The following is a 16,958-nucleotide window of genomic DNA, read 5'->3' as shown; positions in this document are numbered from 1 at the left end:
CATGAAATTACTTTACGGTTGGATGATCTTAATGCTCCTGGATGTTACAGCCTATGCCCAATACAGTATTAGCGGAACGGTGCGGAACGGCAACGAAGCAGTGCCCAATGCATCCGTTACGCTGGAGCCTTCCGCGCAACGGAAGCTCAGCAACGACAACGGCTTTTTCCGCTTCGGCAACCTTCCTGCGGGAACTTACGCGGTAACAGTTACTGCCGAAGGTTTTAAAGCATATCGCCAGGAGGTGCCCCTTTCGAATAAAAATGTGGTGCTTGATATCAGCCTGCTAAAGCAGGATATACAGCTGGACACACTTCGTGTAACCGGCGCCGTGAATTACGCGGTAGCGGGAAAACTGAAAGATATTGAAGGCACTTCCATTTACGCCGGGAAAAAAACGGAAGTGATCCTGATGCGGAATGTGAACGCGAACCTGGCCACCAACAATACCCGCCAGATCTACGCCCGCGTGCCCGGGCTGAATATCTGGGAATACGACCGCGGCGGCTTGCAGCTGGGCATCGGCGGGCGCGGCCTGAGCCCCAACCGTTCGTCCAACTTCAATATCCGGCAGGACGGTTACGATATCAGCGCGGATGCTTTGGGGTACCCTGAAAGTTATTACACGCCTTCCGCGGAAGCGCTGGACAGGATCGAGATCATACGCGGGGCAGCCAGTCTCCAGTATGGACCGCAGTTTGGAGGGCTCGTCAATTTTGTGATGAAAGAAGGGCCGAAGGACAAACCTTTTGAATTCACCACCCGCCAAACGCTGGGAAGTTTTGGATTGTTCAATTCCTTCAACAGCATTGGCGGCACCACGGCTAAGAACAAGCTCAATTATTACGCCTTTTACCAGTTCAAACGCGGCGACAACTGGCGCCCCAACAGTCATTACGACCAGCACAACGCCTACGTTCACCTCGCCGGCAACATCACGCCCAAACTGAAGGTCACCGGCGAATACACGTTTATGAGCTACCTCGCACAACAGCCCGGCGGCCTCACCGACGCACAGTTCGACGCGGACCCTTCCGTTTCCGTGCGCGAACGGAACTGGTTCAAAGTGAACTGGAACCTGGCCAGCCTCATCCTGGATTATTCATTCAGCGAACAAACCAAACTGAACTGGAGAACCTATACACTACAGGGCGGCCGCGATGCGCTGGGCATCCTTTCCTATATCAACCGGCCTGACCCCGGCGGTCCGCGGGACTATATGGCGGATGATTATTCCAATTACGCTTCCGAGCTGCGTTTCATTCACCGCTACCGGCTGGTGAAAGAGCAGAAAAGCACTTTCCTGGTGGGCGCCAGGGCTTATAAAGGTTTAACGGACAGGAAACAGGGAAATGCCAACGATAAAAGCGATGCGGATTTTACATTCCTCGGTCCTGAGCCGGACAAGTCGTCCTTCAAATTCCCCGGCTACAACTTTGCCGCTTTCGCAGAGAACATTTTCCAGTTGAATCAATCCTGGACCGTAACGCCGGGCATCCGCTTCGAGCACATCAATACCAAAGCCGAAGGCTATTATTACAAGCAGAACATTTTCATCCCGAACGAAAAGATCATGGAGGAAAAAGAAAGCCCGCGCTCCTTCACGCTGCTGGGCATCGGCACCGCCTGGAAATTCCCGAACGGCATTGAAGTGTATGCAAATATTTCACAGAACTACCGCTCTATCAACTTCAACGACATCAGGGTGCTGAACGTGAACGCCCGTGTAGACCCGAACCTGAAGGATGAAACCGGCTATAATATCGATGCGGGTTTCAGGGGCAACTACCGGGGATGGTTATACGCAGATGTGAGCGTTTTTTACCTGAAATACAACGACCGCATCGGCTCCGTTTTTACGAAAGATACCAGTTTTATGACCTTCCGTTACCGCACCAACGTGTCCGACAGCCGGAACCTGGGAATGGAGCTGCTGCTGGAAGGCGATGTGATCAAGGCACTGGCGAACCACAATTCCCGCTACCGGCTTAATCTTTATACCAATCTTTCTCTCATAGACGCCCGTTATGTAAATACGGACAACACCGCCATTGCGGATAAGCTGGTGGAGAACGTTCCGCCTGTATTGTTCAGGACCGGCCTTTCATTCGGTACCCCAAAATTCAATTTAACCTACCAGTTCGCTTACCAATCCAAACAGTATTCAGACGCCACCAATGCTGAAACCACGCCAACGGCGGTAGACGGCGCTATTCCCGCATTCAGCGTAATGGACCTGAGCCTGAGCTATAACTGGCGGCAGCTCACCTTGTACACTGGTGTGAACAACCTTACCGATAAAAAATATTTCACCCGCCGCGCGGATGGTTACCCCGGCCCGGGCATTTTGCCTTCTGATGCGCGCAACTGGTATGTAACGCTGCAGTTCAAGCTGTAGCGCTACATGGCGCGGTTCTCTTCGTCGCTGCGGCTGCTTTGTCTCGTTTTATGGGTGGAGCTGCCGAAGTTGAAGCTCAGCGTGGCTACCAGCCGCCTGGTGCCAAACCAGTGCTGCAGCTCGTTGTTGATGATCTGTTTCTCGCGGAAAATGAGCCTGTTCCTGTTGGTATCAAAAATATCATACACCACCAGCTTCGAGCTCAATTTTCCCTTCAGCCAGTTCCTCTGCAAACCAATGTCCACGTTGCCCAGCGGCCTGTGGATATACAAACCCGAACCGCTCCTGGACTTGTAATAATAAGAGACGTCGAGCGAAACGGCCTGAGGCAGGGTGAACACCTGGCTGCCCGAAACCGAATAATCCGTGATCGGGATGGCATAGGTGACGCCATGGTAGGGCGTTTGCTCCTTCTTGTATCCTCCCCTGATATTATGGTTCATCCTCCACCATTTAGTGACGGTGAACGGAAAACTTACTTCAACGCCTGCGAAATCATTGTAGGGCAGGTTTTTTCCAAGGTATTGCAGGATATTGGTAGCGCTGTCGTATTCCGGGTAACGCGTCATGGGGTCTGATTCGCGGCCTGCCTGCAGGGCGATGTTGAGCGACCGGATGCTGTAGGAAAGCCTGAGCATAGTGGTGGTGGAGGGTTGCAGGAAGGGATTGCCGATAAAATAATTCAGCGGGCTGATATACAGCCGGAAGGGATTGAGCTGGCCAAAGTTGGGCCGGGTGATCCGGCGGCTGAAGGAAAGGTTGACCTGTTCGTTTGTATTAAGGGCATACGTAAGGCTCAGGGCGGGCAGCCAGGCCGGGTAGTCGCGTTTGGTGACCTGCTTTTCCGTATAGGAGTTTGCCACGCTGTGCGTGTTTTCCAGGCGCAGGCTGGCGGCGTAGCTGAATTTGGAAATGTTGCCTTCGTAAGCAACATAACCTGCCGTAATATATTCATCATACCGGAAGCTGTTGGTGCGGCCATTGTCCAGGATAAATTCACCGGCGGTATTCAGGGTGTCGTACCGCAGGTCGTTTTCCGTGGAGGAAAGGGCGAACTTGGCGCCGGCACTTATTTTCCCCTTCCCTATATTTCTTGTAAGGTCTGCCTGGATGGCGCGGATAAGGATATCATTCTTCAGGATGGTTTTCCAGTGATCCTGCAAATCACCCGTAAATGCGTTCCTGTTCCGGATATCCTCATTCTGCCGGTTGATGATCTTCACAAGGGAACCCAGCACATCCAGCTGCGTTTTACCGAAACGGCCGGAGTAATTGAGGTTGGCTGCATAATTATCCTGTCTGGGCGCGGAATAGTTGTCGCTGTTGGTAAAAGAAACGGGTTTTTCCCCGGATGCATCCGTGATGTCGAGAGTATTCAGCAGGGCAAGGTCGCGGCGCACCTGGTAGGTTCTGAGCAAAACTTCCAGCCGGTGATCTTTCCGGATATTGTAATCAGCTCCCAGCTGGATATTGAAGTTATTATTGCCTGTCTGCCAGTGGGTATTGGTGGTCATGATATTCGTATTGGCCTGGTGCTGCAATGCGTTGTAACGCCGGATGGTATTGCCGGTGGTGTATCCAAGCCGCGCGGTGTAAGCGACTTTTTTCGTTTTGTAGGTCGCGGAAAGGTTGTTTTCATTCAGGGTGTATGCGTTTTGCTGGAGGCTGAGAGTGGCCGTGCCCTGCCAGCCCAGCGTCTGGTCGCGTTTCAGCCTGATATCGATGATGCCTTTATGCTCGCCGTCGTACCGCCCGGAAGGGTTGCTGATCACTTCGATGGATGAGATCATGGCGGGAGTGAGGCTGGCAAGATAATTCTGCAATTCTTCGGGGCTCATGGGCGAGGGCTTCCCGTCTATGAACACACCCGGCGCAACCCGGCCCGCCATGAGGATGGCGCCGTCCGCGCCCACTTCCAGGTTAGGCAGCTTTTTGAGAATATCGAAGGCATTGGCGCTCGCATTAAAAAGTTTGTTGCCGGAAATATTGACCACCAGTTTATCGCCCTGCATCTGCATGGCCGCTCTTTCACCGCTAACGGTCACCCCGCCCAGCAGGCTCGCGTCCGGGCTCAGCAGGATATTCCCCAGGTCCGCGCTGCCATTTATTTCCCGGTACAATTTCCGGTACCCCATTGCCGCCAGCAGGAGGGTATACCGGCCCGGTCTTATTTCGCTGAAAGTGAACAGGCCGGCGGAGTCGCTGATCTGTCCTTTTACAAGGCCGGAATCCGGCAGGGATAACAGGCTGACGGAAACGAACCCGACGCCGGCGCCGGTCTGTTCGTCCGTTATTTTTCCTTTAAGGGCCGTTTGCGCCTGGGCGGAGAAATGGAAGGCCAGCAGGCAGCAGAGCAGGAGCTTTTTCATCATGCCGCAAACCTAAGATGGCTGCTGCCGGGAGCGGTTTAAGTTCAGGAATTCAGGCGTACGGATTTATAAAACCGGACTCAACCTGCTTGATTTTCAACGCTTTCTTTGTAGAGTGCGGGCGTGGTGTCTTTGATCTTCCTGAACGCCGCGTAGAAGGTGGATTTGGAGTTGTAGCCCACTTCGTAGCCGATGGCCTCGAAGGTGAGCAGCCCGTTGCTGGTGATCAGCTTGCAGGCTTCGGTGATCCTGTATTCGTTGATATAGGTGGAAAAACTTTTGCCCAGGTTGTCGTTCAGCAACTGCGACAGCTGGTGCGGCGGTATGTTGATCTTCTGCGCCAGGTCGCTGAGTTTGAGGTTGGGGTCTTTGTAAAGTTCATTATCCAGCAGCGCTTTATCCAGCCTCTCCAGTAACGTTTTCGCATTGCTCTCCGGGATCTTTTTCCGTTCAGCGCGGGGAGCAGCGTTTTCAAACCCTGCGCCGTTCAGGTTAAAGAAAATGGTGAGGTACAATACGAAGGTGAATGAAAGCGCTCCTCCCAGGTAGAAACCGGACCAGAGGCTCATGAATGCACCGAGGTAAGCGAGGAAAATGAAGCAGTTGCCAGCCAGGAGTATATTCAGGAACCTGCTGCCGCCCGTGCGGATCAGTAGAACGCCGGTGGCAACCAGGTAAGCCATCCATTGTGCATATATGATGTGCACGATCACATGGTTCCAGGCAAAACGGTTGGTCTCATAAGGCACCACGATGCCGGTGATCACCAGGGCAGCCAGCTGGATGCCCCATATCCATTTCCAGCGGGCGGGCACTTTTGTCACTTTCTCCAATACGGTCCTGGTAAAATAATAGAGCGAGGGCCCGATGAGAAAACAGCCGCTCAGGCCCAGCTGGAGGTATATTCTGGGCAACCCCGGGTTAAAGGAAACGAATACCGATTTGCCTACTCTTATGCTCATGGCGAGTAAAAGCACGCCCAGCAACACTGAGGCGAGGGAACGTTTTTTACGGAGGATGAGGTACAACCCCAGGATGGTGCCGTTTACGGCTCCAAGAGCATACAGGAGAAATAATATTTGCTGGCCTAAATTCATAAACTGGCTGCTATGGCAGGTTTTGCCCCCGAAATATAAGAGAATTCGGGCAAATCCGGCTTACCGCCTGTCCGCTTTTGAGAAAACATGTCCGCTTTTGAAAATCGCCCCGGCCGCGGAACCAGTCAGCCCTACTGCCATTTTTCCTCCTTTTCGTCCCGATTTCCGCGGGCTGCCCTTGGAAATAATGCTGGAATGCCTGCCAGTACTATGTTTCAGCCTGAAATCGTGCATTGTCCGTTCTGTACAAAACCGGACACTTTTTCGATTTCTATTTACCGCTCATCCGCTGATAACTATTCGTTTTACCGCTTTTTAAACCGTTTATACCTTTGACTTATCAAACAAACAAAAACAAAAAAACACTTAAAACTTACTCATATGAAAGCAATTACCTTCCTCCTCGCCATCGCACTGGTTTCTGTGAACGCAGCAGCCAATAACAAGAAATTCAATAACGCCGTGGCCCTTTCTGAAAAGAAAGTAGCCGCTCCCGCTTTCTCTGGAAAGAAAGTAATGACCCACTACGATGCCCAGGGCAACATGCTGGCCACTTCCCGCTTTATTTCCGATGCAGACCTGCCCGTGTATGCCATCAGCAAGCTGATCAAACATTGCCCGGACGAGCTGATCAAACTGGTAAGGGAATTTGATGCCTTCGGTGAAAAAATATATATCGTAACGCTGGAAAACGCTACCGGGTTCAAAGTGGTGAAAGTGACCAATACGGACCTGGAAATCCTGGAGAACCTGAAGAAGAGTTAAACCAATTGACAATAATAAAGCAAGGCCGGCCAATTTTTTGGCCGGCCTTGTTGTGTGAAAAAATATGTCCCTTCCGGGAAATCCGGTATCACTTCTGTACCCCCCTGTATCAAAAGTGATACAGACACGCCTTAAAGTACCTTTATCCTGGGGGTTAATACGGGTTTAAGTGGGGGATGAGTAGCAGGAGCGTGCTTATTTTTTCGCTTTCACCAACGGGAAAATGGGTGTTTCCACGTGCGCTTCCTGCATCCTTTTTTCCATCTTTTTTACGATGGAAGGATTGGCAGCGGCTACATCATGCGCTTCTTCCGGATCCCTGCTAAGGTCGTACAGCTCAACAGGCCCGTTGGGATTGGTTTTCAGCTTCTGCCGCACCGCTTTCCACTTACCTGCGCGAACGGCCTGGCGGCCGCCGTCTTCATGGAATTCCCAGTACAGGTAATCGTGTTGCTTCTGCGGGCCTTTGCCCAGCAGGGTAGGCAGGAAGGAAATACCATCCGTATAACGCGCCGCGGGAGCGCCCGCTGCCTGGGTGAGCGTAGGAAGCACATCCCAGAAAGCGCCTGCAAAATTCGAAGTGGACCCTGCTTTTACTTTGCCTTTCCATTGCACGATAAAGGAAGTTCTGATGCCGCCTTCATACAGGTCGCGCTTAAAACCGCGCAGGCCGGCGGCGCTGTTGAAGAACACAGGGTCGGCGCCGCCTTCGCGGTGAGGACCGTTGTCGCTGGTGAAGATGATGATCGTGTTGTCCAGCAGGTTGTATTTTTCAAGCCTGGCCATCACTTCGCCTACCTGCGCATCCATGCGGCTCACCATGCCGGCAAAAGTGGCGCGCGGCTTTTCTACGGACTGGTACCCGGCTACATTGGCGTTCGGGCCATAGTCCATGCCTTTGTGCGGTTTTTCTTCGAAAGCGTTCTCATACATTTTATAGAAAGCATCGTTGGGGCTGCTGGCCAGTTCTGCATGGGGCAGCACGGTGGGGATGAAGAGGAAAAAAGGCTGATCCTTATGCTCGTCTATGAATGCCAGCGCCTGCTGCTGGATGAGCTCCGGCGCATATTGGGCCTTGTGCGCGAGGTCGTTGCCTTCCAGGATCACCTTCTGGTCGTTGTTCCAGAGGTGCGTGGGATAATAGCGGTGGCTCTGGCGCTGGCAGTTGTAGCCGAAAAATTTATCGAAGCCCTTACGGTCGGGCGCGCCGGTGGTGCCCACCATTCCAAGACCCCATTTGCCGAAGGCGCCGGTAGCATAACCTGCTTCTTTCAAAAGCTGGGCAAGGGTTTGCACGGAATCTGCAAGCGGTTCCTGTCCTTCAGGCTGGATCTCTTTATTGCCGCGGACATACGTGTGCCCTGTATGCTGGCCGGTGAGCAGCGAGGAGCGCGAGGGCGCACAGACGGAAGTGCCGCAGTAAAAGGAAGTGAAACGCATGCCTTGTTGGGCCATTTTGTCGATGTTCGGCGTTTTGATCTTTTGTTGTCCGTAGCAGCCAAGGTCTCCCAAACCGAGATCGTCTGCCAGGATGAATACGATATTGGGCTTCTTTTGCCCCAAGCAGAGAGATGAGAGTAGCAGCATCCCTGCGAGTAACCATTGCTTTTTCATAGTTTAAAAATATAAAAAAGGCGCTCCCCTCCAATCTTTTTCCCGATCCGAGCATAACAACCGTCGCCATCGGCCTAACTTCGCGGCAAATTACAGTAATCAGCTCATGACCACTCGCTTATGCCGCAAGGCAGGTTTCCCGCTTCCAGGGGTAAAATTCTTCATCATCTTCATGATGGCCGCCTTTATTTCCGGCGGCGCAGCCGCTCAGACAGTGATAAAAGGCACGGTGAAGGCGCATAAAGAACTGCTCAAATTCGCCACGGTGCGCATTAAAGGCACCAATAACGTGGTGTATACCGGTAAAGACGGTAAATATATCCTCGAAACTTCCCAACAGGGAGAAGTGACGCTTGCGGTATCCATGCTGGGTTACCAGGAGCAGTTGCGCAGGCTCAGCCTGCAGCCCGGCGCGGAATTGACGGCGGACTGGCAGCTGGAACCCGTTTCTGTAGCGCTTGGAGAAGTGATCGTGTCTGCCAGCCGCAGGCCTGAAGTGCTGGACAATGTGCCTTCTTCTGTTACAGTGCTTAGCAAAAGGACCATTGAAAACAACCTGGCCATTACGTCTGACGTAACGGAGATACTTGCGTATGAAGTGCCGGGCCTGGCGCCTTCCGCGCAAACCAACAGTAACGTGGGCCAGAGCCTGCGCGGCCGTTCGGTGCTGGTGATGATAGACGGCATCCCGCAATCTACCCCGCTGCGCAACGGCGAAGTGGATATCCGGTCTATAGACCCCGCCGTGCTGGAACGGGTAGACGTGCTGAAAGGCGCCACCGCCATTTACGGCAACGGCGCTACCGGCGGGCTGATCAACTACATCACATTAACCCCGAAAGAAGAGGGCGTCATCTCCGGCAAAACTTCCGTGAACCTCACCGGTTCGCTTACCAGCCCGAAGAACAGTCTTGGCGGGCGGATCAGCCAGCTGCTTGCCGGCAAATACAAAAAATTCGATTATACGGTCGGCGGGGTGTACGAACAAACCGGCGAATTCAAGGACGCGAACGGCAGGATACTGGGCAACAACTACAGCCTTGGCGAAACGGAAAGCTATAACGCCTTCGTGAAACTGGGCCTGGAACCCACTTCCCGCCAGCGCATCCAGTTGATGTACAACTTTTACAGGAGCGTGCAGAATTCAAACTACACGCTGGTGAACGGCAACTATGCTACCGGCCAGCCTGCCACCGGCGTGCTGGGCAAACAAGCCGGCGAGCCCACCGGTTCGAAAGGCAATCATAACCTGCAGCTGTCTTACCGGGCAGACAGCCTGATCGGGGGCACGTCCCTGAATGCTGACGCCTATTACGAATCCCGCGACGATATCTTTTACGTTTCCTTCGGCCGTTTTGAAGGCGGCGACGGGCAATCGCATACGCTGGCGGAAAAGCAGGGCCTGCGGTTTATGTTCACTTCGCCGTTGCTCAAGTTGGGCACGCTTTCCTATGGCGCAGACGTCATCCACGACGTGACCTCCCAGCCGCTGATCGACGGCCGCATCTGGGTGCCGGAGATGAAGATGTTCAACATCGCGCCTTTTGCGGAAACGCAGTGGACGCTGTTGCAGCACCTGATCGTGAAAGGCGGCGTAAGGATAGAAAAAGTACGCATCGGCGTGGATGACTATACCACGCTGCGCATCACGAATGCCAGCGGCGCTACGGTAACGCCGAGCTTTAACGTTACCGGCGGGAACCTTAATTACACCGCTACACTGTTCAACGCAGGGCTGCGCTACAACCGCTTCCCGCTGTTCACGCCCTATGCCAGCTTCTCACAGGGCTTTTCCGTGGCGGACATTGGTCTTGCGCTGAGAGACGCCAAGGTGGACAATATCAATAAGATCAACACCGAAGCCGTGCTGGTCAACAACTACGAGCTTGGTTTCGTAAGTAAATACAAACGCATCCGTTTCGAACTGACCGGCTTCATCAGCACGTCCAAACTCGGTGCGGAAATGATATACGATGTAAATACCGACCTGTTCAACGTAAACCGCACACCCGAGCGCGTTTATGGCTTTGAGGCGGCATTGCAGTACAGCCCCCTGCATAACCTGGACCTGAGCGCGTCTTACAGTTACGTGGAAGGCAAGGCAGACACCGGGCGCACCGGCAATTACAACATGTACCTGAACGGCAGGCGCATTGCTGCTCCCAAGCTCGCGGGCACCATTCAATACCGCCCCTTAAGCACGCTGGAGCTGCGTTTGCAGTACATGGGCATTCAAACGAGAGACCGCTTTGATATGATCGCCGGCAACACTTACAAAGGCAATGAAGGCATTGTGAAAGGATACGACCTGTTCAACCTGAACGCCAGCTACCGCGCCACCCGCAGCACTGTGCTCACGGTGGGGATCGATAATCTCTTCAACGAGGATTATTTCCCGGCGCGTTCGCAGTGGTTCATGATCCCCGGGTTTTACTCCAAAGGGAGAGGGAGATCGTTTAATATAGGCGTGACGGTGAGTTATTAAGTTTCAGCGATTATCGGATTGTTGATATCAATACAGGAAAAATCCCGTCATTGCGAGGAGCAGCGCGGTTTTTGTGCCTGAGCGCGACGAAGCAATCTCCAAACATGGGGCATATCAATCCAATGCGGGAGATTGCTTCGTCGCGCCTCCGCTTTGGCTCTGCTGCTCCTGCATTGACGGATTTTTTATGCAAACAGATCGCCTGTTATTCCTTTTCAAATCTCAGCCGCAGTTTTTCTTCCTCCAGGTCCAGCAGGTTGAGGTATTTGCGCACCATTTCTTCGTTTACGCTTTGCTGTTTGTTGATGTGGTGCAGCGATTCGCGTTGATGGGAGAGCAGCTGCAGGTATACTTGCCGGTAATGCTCCAGTTCGTGGCTGGTATCTTCTTCGGATTCCAGCTGGTCGTTTTCGAAGCGGTTTTTCAGGGTCTGCAGTGGTTTGCTGTTGCTGAGCGCTTCTGCATGATGCTCGTCGAGATAGCGGAGGCTGAGGTCCGACAATTGCAGGCGCAGGGCCTGCTCCTGTTCTTCCGGGCTTTTGTCGTAATCAGGGTCTTCCATTTTCACCCACCTGATCAGCAGCGGGAGCGTAAGGCCCTGTACAACGAGGGTGAGCAGGATGACGGTGAAGGTGATGAACAATATCAGGTTGCGCTGCGGCCAGGGCTGCCCGCTGTTGAGCGTGAGCGGGATGGAAAGCGCCGCAGCCAGCGATACCACGCCGCGCATGCCTGCCCAGCCCAGTAGCAGCGGCCCTTTCCAGCCGGGCCGGCTGTCTGCCGTGGTGATGTACCGGCTGATGAAAACAGTAAATACGGAAGCGCCCAAAGTGCTGAGCAGCCTCGTGATGATGAGCACCACGGTGATCAGCACGCCGTACCAGATGGCGGTGCCGATGCTTACATCGCCCAGGCCGTTGATGATCACAGGCAGCTCGAGGCCGATCAGCATGAACACGAGGCCGTTCAGCACAAATCCGATGGCAGACCATACATTGCTCCCCCTAAGCCGGCTTGCGGTGCTGAGAATGAGGTGGCTGCGCGCGGAGAGGTACAATCCCCCGCTCACAACGGCCAGCACGCCCGAAAAGTGGAACCACTCCGCCGCGATGTACATCACATATGGTGCGGTGAAAGTGAGCACGATGTCCATATTCGGCGTAGTGGGCAGCCAGCGGTGAATGGCATAGTAGATCATGCCGATCAGCACGCCGGTTACGATACCCATCACTATCACGGTCACGAAGCTGAAGGCGGCTTCCTGGAATACGAACCGCCCTGTGTCTACCGCTATCAGCGCAAAACGGAATACGATCAGGCTGGACGCGTCGTTCAGCAGGCTTTCCCCTTCAACGATGGCAGACAGCCGCTTGGGCACTTTCACATATTTTAATACCGATGTGGCGGAAACCGCATCCGGCGGGCTCACGATGCCGCCCAGCAGGAAGCCCAGCGCCAGCGTAAAGCCTGGTATGAGCGAGCTGGATACGAGCGCCACTACGAAAGAGGTAACGATAACGATCAGGAATGCAAAGCTGGTGACCACTCTCCGCCATCGCCAAAGATCTTTCCAGGAAGTATACCACGCGGCTTCGTAGAGCAGCGGCGGGAGGAAGATGAGGAAGATCAGCTCGGGATTGATGCTGACCGCCGGCATGCCGGGAATAGCGCAAAGCGCCAGCCCGCCCAGCACGAGCACAATGGGGTAGGCGATCTTCAGCTTTTGCGCCAGCATCACCAGCAACAGGATGATAATGATCAGCGCGATGTATTGTATAAAATTCTCGAGCATAGTGCAGGTTGAGCTTACAGGTTTTGTGGTTTGAATTTCTCCGGGAAAGATAAATGTTTACCTGATACCATAAAAACGCCTTCGCCCCGGTAATGGACTGTTTTCGGGTATTCCGGCCAGCTGGCGGCTTGCGCGGCCATCACTTCGAAAATGAAGAAATTGTATTTGTCCAGCATCCGCCTGTCTGCCAGGCGGCATTCGAAATTGGCGTAACATTCTTTGATGAGCGGGGCTTTCACCGCTTTCCCCTCTTCCTGCGTGAGCCCGAACTTTTTGAACTTGTCCGTTTTGGCGCCCGTTGTATTACCAATGCCGATGATGGTATCGATCATGTCTGCGGTGGGGATATTGATCACGCATTCACCGCTCTCCCGGATCATATCATAACTGTGGTTGGCGGCCGTTATCATGCAGCCGATGAGGGAAGGCGAAAACTCCATCACCGTATGCCAGCCCATGGTCATGATATTGGTCTTCCCTTTGTGAAGTGAGCTTACCAGCACTATCGGCCCCGGTTCCAGGAACTTCCGGACCTTGTCTGCCGGCAGCATTGTTTTTTTATAGTTCCTTTTCATGGTGATATGGTTTTGCAGTGACTCTAAATTTAAGTGATTTTGGATTGGATTGGTTGCAACGGTTTTGCAGGAAGCCATGGCATAACAAAATTTTTTGCGGTATAATTCCGTAGTCCGGGAGGGGAGAAAATATGATTCTATTGGTCCGTAGCAGTGATGTTTAACACAAAAGTTGTACCGGTGCGATTTGGGCTGAAAGGAAAAATCATGAAAAGTTTGTTTTTTGATATTCAGTTTTAATCGTACTTTGCAAACACAATAATTAACACTTCTTAATATTGTTCAGTAAACGTAACCATTGTACTTCACATGCTGATGCTGCGGAAGGTACCAGCGGTTATCACTATTTTAGCGGAGAACTTGAGTAAAAGCCAGAATCTAAACCAGAATCTAAATTTGCCACATAGGTATTAGTGCTTGTGAAATATTTATATGCTTGGACTGTACCCGAGCCAGATCTGAATCGACGTAAAATCTAATATCGAAATGCAAAAAACAGAGCCGGGAAATCAGGATCTGCAGTGGGAGATAATATCTCAACTGTTGGGTTAAAACGTTAGCCAGAGGACCAGAATCCGGAATCGAGACCAGAATCAATTGCTTTATGGATTTATGATGTATTATGTCCCGCAATAAAGCGGGCTAGCAGCAACACTATACCAAATTTAAAACCAAATCTAAATTACCCGCACATGAGGAAATTTCTATTTGCATTAATGGCGTTCTGCCTGATGGCAGGATCGGCATTGGCTCAGAGAACAATTACAGGCAAGGTGACCGACGATAAAGGGGATCCTTTGCCAGGTACTACAGTTCAAGTGAGAGGAACTACCACGGGCACCGTTACAAATGCTTCTGGTGTGTATACCTTAACGCTGCCAGATGGCGCCAGAGCGTTGGTCTTTTCAACTATCGGCATGACTTCCCAGGAGGTTGCGATCGGTTCGCAGAATGTGATCAACGTTATGCTGAAACCCAATGAACAGAACATTACCGAGGTGATCGTAACCGGCTATTCCCGCGTTAAGAAAGGCCAGTTTGCAGGAGCAGCTACACCTATCAGCGGTAAAATGGTTGAAAGTGTGCCTGTCGGCGCGTTTGACCAGGCTTTACAAGGCCGTGCGCCTGGTATCCTCGTAAACTCCAGTTCCGGCCAGCCTGGTACCAGCGCTAACGTAACCATCCGCGGTGTGCAGTCGCTCAGCGGCTCCGGTGCACAACCGCTGTATATCGTTGACGGTGTGCCATTGAATGCTTCAGACTTCCAGACCATCAACCCAAATGACTTTGAATCGCTGACTGTTCTGAAAGATGCCGCCGCTGCCGCTTTGTATGGCGCGCGCGCCGGTACCGGCGTAATCGTAATCACCACTAAACGAGGCAAGGCCGGGCAGCCCAAATTTACTTTCCGCGCGCAAATGGGTGTTTCGCAGAAACCTAATATGACCAATTTTGATCTCATGAATACTGCAGAGATTCTGCAGTATGAAGAAAGGAATAAAATCAATGGCACGCCCGGCTGGACTTACTCGCCGCTGAATACCAAACGTGCCGACGGCGTTACGGACAAAACACCTGCAGAACTGGCCAATGATGCCAGGCTGCTGGACAGCATTCGCCGTATTGACACTGATTACCGCGATTACTTATTTCGTGACGGCTTCTCCCAGAACTATGAGATCAACGCCAGTGGCGGCACCGAAAAAACCAGATATTTCTTTTCCGCGGGTTATTTCGACCAGGAAGGTATCGATTTGAAGTCAGGCCTGGAGCGCTACACCACACGCTTCAACCTGGATCACACCATGAACAACTTCAGTCTTCAATTCAACAACTCCATCGGTTTTTCCAAAACCGAGCTGTCTGAAAGCGAGTTCCTGGCAAATAGCGCCCGCAATGCGTTCCAGATGGCATGGCGTACCAAGCCTTACGAGAAGATATACAAGGCAGACGGCACACTTAACTGGGGCACAAACGGCCTGGCCGTTCCCGGTGGCTATAAACAAGTGGCCAATGTAATCGAAGGTATCGAAGCTACTACTTTCGATCTGCGTCAGTTTAAAATCAATTCCGGCCTTACGCTCAGTTACCGCATTTTGCCTTTCCTTACCGCGAAAAATGTGGTAGGTATAGACGCTTCTTTCGAAACAGCACAGCGTTATATCAACCCGAATTCCTGGTATGGCCAGCAGGAAAATTTGTTTCCGCAGAAGAAAGGAATGGACATGGAGTCTTCCCGTATCACAGCAATGCTGATCAACACTTCCAGCCTGGTGTTTAACCAGAAATACGGCAAGCACGACGTGGAAGTAGGTGCCTACTTTGAAGTAGTACGCCAGTGGATGAGAGGCAACAGCTTCTACCTGTACAACCTCGACGGCCGTCTTTCCGAAACTGGTCAAAACAGCTTCAATATCCCTGTTACTGCCGGTCAGACCAGCTATCCGCAGGTTGCCAGCAGCGCCAAAACAGGTTACGGCATCCGCTCTTATTTTGGCACGGCGCGTTATACCTACAATGACAAATACACCCTTACCGGTGGTATCAGGAGAGACGGTACTTCCCGTATCCTGAACACGGCCAACAACCAGATCACTACCTGGTCTTTAGGCGCAACCTGGGAAGCGATCAGGGAAGGGTTCATGAAAGAGCAGAATTTCCTGACAGACCTGCGGTTCCGCGCATCCTACGGTTCTACCCCCAACATGGGAAGTATCGCGACCAGCACTTATGTGATGCATCCTGGTCATAATTCCACTACCCGTGGCCTGCTGCCCATCACCAACTATATGGCCGCGCAGTACGACACCTATGGATCCGCTTCATACCTCGGTTCTTCTATCCCGGGCCTTGCACCCACCGCTGTGGCCAACCCGAAAATGGTGCTGGAACACATTTCCAAAGCCAACATCGGTTTCGACATCGCGACCTGGGAAAGCAGGGTAAGGCTTGGCGTGGATGTATATAAGAACACTACGCACGACCTCTTTATCCGTACAAACCTGCCGGCTCACGCAGGCATTGCGACTACGGATATCAACGCGGGAAAAATGTCCAATAAGGGTATCGAAGCCAGCCTGAGCATAGATATCGTAAGGAATAACGACTGGGACGTTACCTTCGGCGTGAATCACGCGTACAACAAAAATACGATTGAAAGCCTTGGTGGTATTTCCGAATATGTTTCCGGTACCTTCATTATCCGTGAAGGCCTTTCTTTCGGCAGCCACTACACTTATCATTATCTTGGCGCCGATCCGGAAACCGGTCGCCCTATGTATGAGGCGCTCGACGGCAAAACGGTTTACACCACGGGCGGCGCCGGCCAGTTCGCCAAATTTGGTTCATATTTCCCGAAGCAGATGGGCGGCAGCACGATCGACGTACGTTACAAAAGATTCTCCCTTGGCATATTGTTCTCTTACCAATTCGATGTAGTAAGAAGCAACAACATCGAAAACTGGATCACCCGCGGCATCTCCGGCTACCAGGCAGCTGTTAATGGCAGCAAACGACTGCTGACCGAACAATGGCGGCAACCCGGTGATCAGAAATTCTACCAGGCGTTCCAGTACGATCGTGGCTTTACTTCTTCCGATCTGCAAGATGCGAAATTCCTTAAGCTGAGAAACGTGAACATTGCATATAACTTGCCCGAGGTAACAATCGCCGGCACCAAGCTGTTCCAGTCAGCAAAAGTTTACATACAAGGCCAGAACCTTTATGTGTGGAGCCCATGGCGCGGCCCGGATCCTGAAGATGGCAACAATATCAGCCTGAACGAATATCCTAACCCGAGAAACTTTGTTGCGGGTATCGATATTAATTTCTAACGGATGAGATTGATTCTATCACACAAAACG

General features: G+C 52.3%; 9 protein-coding genes. 4 read left to right on the top strand and 5 right to left on the bottom strand.

Annotation, left to right across the window (positions count from 1 at the left end; translation table 11 throughout):
- Position 1: 1 nt before the first annotated feature.
- Complete coding sequence (locus tag R3I13_RS01210; RefSeq protein WP_346316083.1) at positions 2-2,398, top strand: TonB-dependent receptor; 2,397 nt, start codon at positions 2-4, stop codon at positions 2,396-2,398.
- A gap of 2 nt (positions 2,399-2,400) precedes the next feature.
- Here R3I13_RS01210 and R3I13_RS01205 read toward each other — a convergent pair whose 3' ends face one another.
- Positions 2,401-4,770, bottom strand: coding sequence for a TonB-dependent receptor (locus R3I13_RS01205; RefSeq protein ID WP_346316082.1), 2,370 nt, complete (start codon positions 4,768-4,770; stop codon positions 2,401-2,403).
- 77 nt (positions 4,771-4,847) lie between these two features.
- Positions 4,848-5,864: a helix-turn-helix domain-containing protein gene (locus R3I13_RS01200; protein ID WP_346316081.1), complete on the bottom strand. Its 1,017-nt coding sequence runs from the start codon at positions 5,862-5,864 to the stop codon at positions 4,848-4,850.
- A gap of 381 nt (positions 5,865-6,245) precedes the next feature.
- Between R3I13_RS01200 and R3I13_RS01195 the strand changes: the two genes are divergently transcribed.
- Positions 6,246-6,629, top strand: a complete 384-nt coding sequence (locus R3I13_RS01195; protein ID WP_346316080.1) for a hypothetical protein — start codon at positions 6,246-6,248, stop codon at positions 6,627-6,629.
- Positions 6,630-6,824: 195 nt separating this feature from the next.
- On the opposite strand, the gene R3I13_RS01190 is transcribed toward R3I13_RS01195, so the two are convergent.
- On the bottom strand, positions 6,825-8,243 hold the full coding sequence (locus R3I13_RS01190) for an arylsulfatase (RefSeq protein ID WP_346316079.1): 1,419 nt from the start codon (positions 8,241-8,243) through the stop codon (positions 6,825-6,827).
- A 106-nt stretch (positions 8,244-8,349) separates the two neighbouring features.
- Between R3I13_RS01190 and R3I13_RS01185 the strand changes: the two genes are divergently transcribed.
- Entirely contained in the window at positions 8,350-10,728 is a 2,379-nt protein-coding gene (locus R3I13_RS01185) for a TonB-dependent receptor (protein WP_346316078.1), read from the top strand.
- Between the two features lie 205 nt (positions 10,729-10,933).
- On the opposite strand, the gene R3I13_RS01180 is transcribed toward R3I13_RS01185, so the two are convergent.
- Positions 10,934-12,520 (bottom strand): Na+/H+ antiporter, encoded by a 1,587-nt coding sequence (locus R3I13_RS01180; protein WP_346316077.1) that lies wholly within the window; start codon positions 12,518-12,520, stop codon positions 10,934-10,936.
- Between the two features lie 14 nt (positions 12,521-12,534).
- Positions 12,535-13,095 (bottom strand): flavin reductase family protein, encoded by a 561-nt coding sequence (locus R3I13_RS01175; RefSeq protein WP_346316076.1) that lies wholly within the window; start codon positions 13,093-13,095, stop codon positions 12,535-12,537.
- 692 nt (positions 13,096-13,787) lie between these two features.
- On the opposite strand from R3I13_RS01175, the gene R3I13_RS01170 reads away from it, so the two are divergent.
- The gene (locus R3I13_RS01170) at positions 13,788-16,928 is read left to right on the top strand and encodes a SusC/RagA family TonB-linked outer membrane protein (protein ID WP_346316075.1); all 3,141 of its coding nucleotides are present in this window, start codon (positions 13,788-13,790) and stop codon (positions 16,926-16,928) included.
- Positions 16,929-16,958: the final 30 nt, after the last annotated feature.

The sequence above is a fragment of the Chitinophaga sp. YIM B06452 genome, assembly GCF_039655965.1.
Lineage (GTDB): Bacteria > Bacteroidota > Bacteroidia > Chitinophagales > Chitinophagaceae > Chitinophaga.
Note: the sequence above shows the minus strand (reverse complement) of the source record. Positions and strands in the feature narration are given on the sequence as shown.

Coding starts and splice junctions, on each gene's coding strand:
- R3I13_RS01210 (WP_346316083.1), top strand. CDS start 2: ATGAAATTACTTTACGGTTGGATGATCTTAATGCTCCTGGATGTTACA.
- R3I13_RS01205 (WP_346316082.1), bottom strand. CDS start 4,770: ATGATGAAAAAGCTCCTGCTCTGCTGCCTGCTGGCCTTCCATTTCTCC.
- R3I13_RS01200 (WP_346316081.1), bottom strand. CDS start 5,864: ATGAATTTAGGCCAGCAAATATTATTTCTCCTGTATGCTCTTGGAGCC.
- R3I13_RS01195 (WP_346316080.1), top strand. CDS start 6,246: ATGAAAGCAATTACCTTCCTCCTCGCCATCGCACTGGTTTCTGTGAAC.
- R3I13_RS01190 (WP_346316079.1), bottom strand. CDS start 8,243: ATGAAAAAGCAATGGTTACTCGCAGGGATGCTGCTACTCTCATCTCTC.
- R3I13_RS01185 (WP_346316078.1), top strand. CDS start 8,350: ATGACCACTCGCTTATGCCGCAAGGCAGGTTTCCCGCTTCCAGGGGTA.
- R3I13_RS01180 (WP_346316077.1), bottom strand. CDS start 12,520: ATGCTCGAGAATTTTATACAATACATCGCGCTGATCATTATCATCCTG.
- R3I13_RS01175 (WP_346316076.1), bottom strand. CDS start 13,095: ATGAAAAGGAACTATAAAAAAACAATGCTGCCGGCAGACAAGGTCCGG.
- R3I13_RS01170 (WP_346316075.1), top strand. CDS start 13,788: ATGAGGAAATTTCTATTTGCATTAATGGCGTTCTGCCTGATGGCAGGA.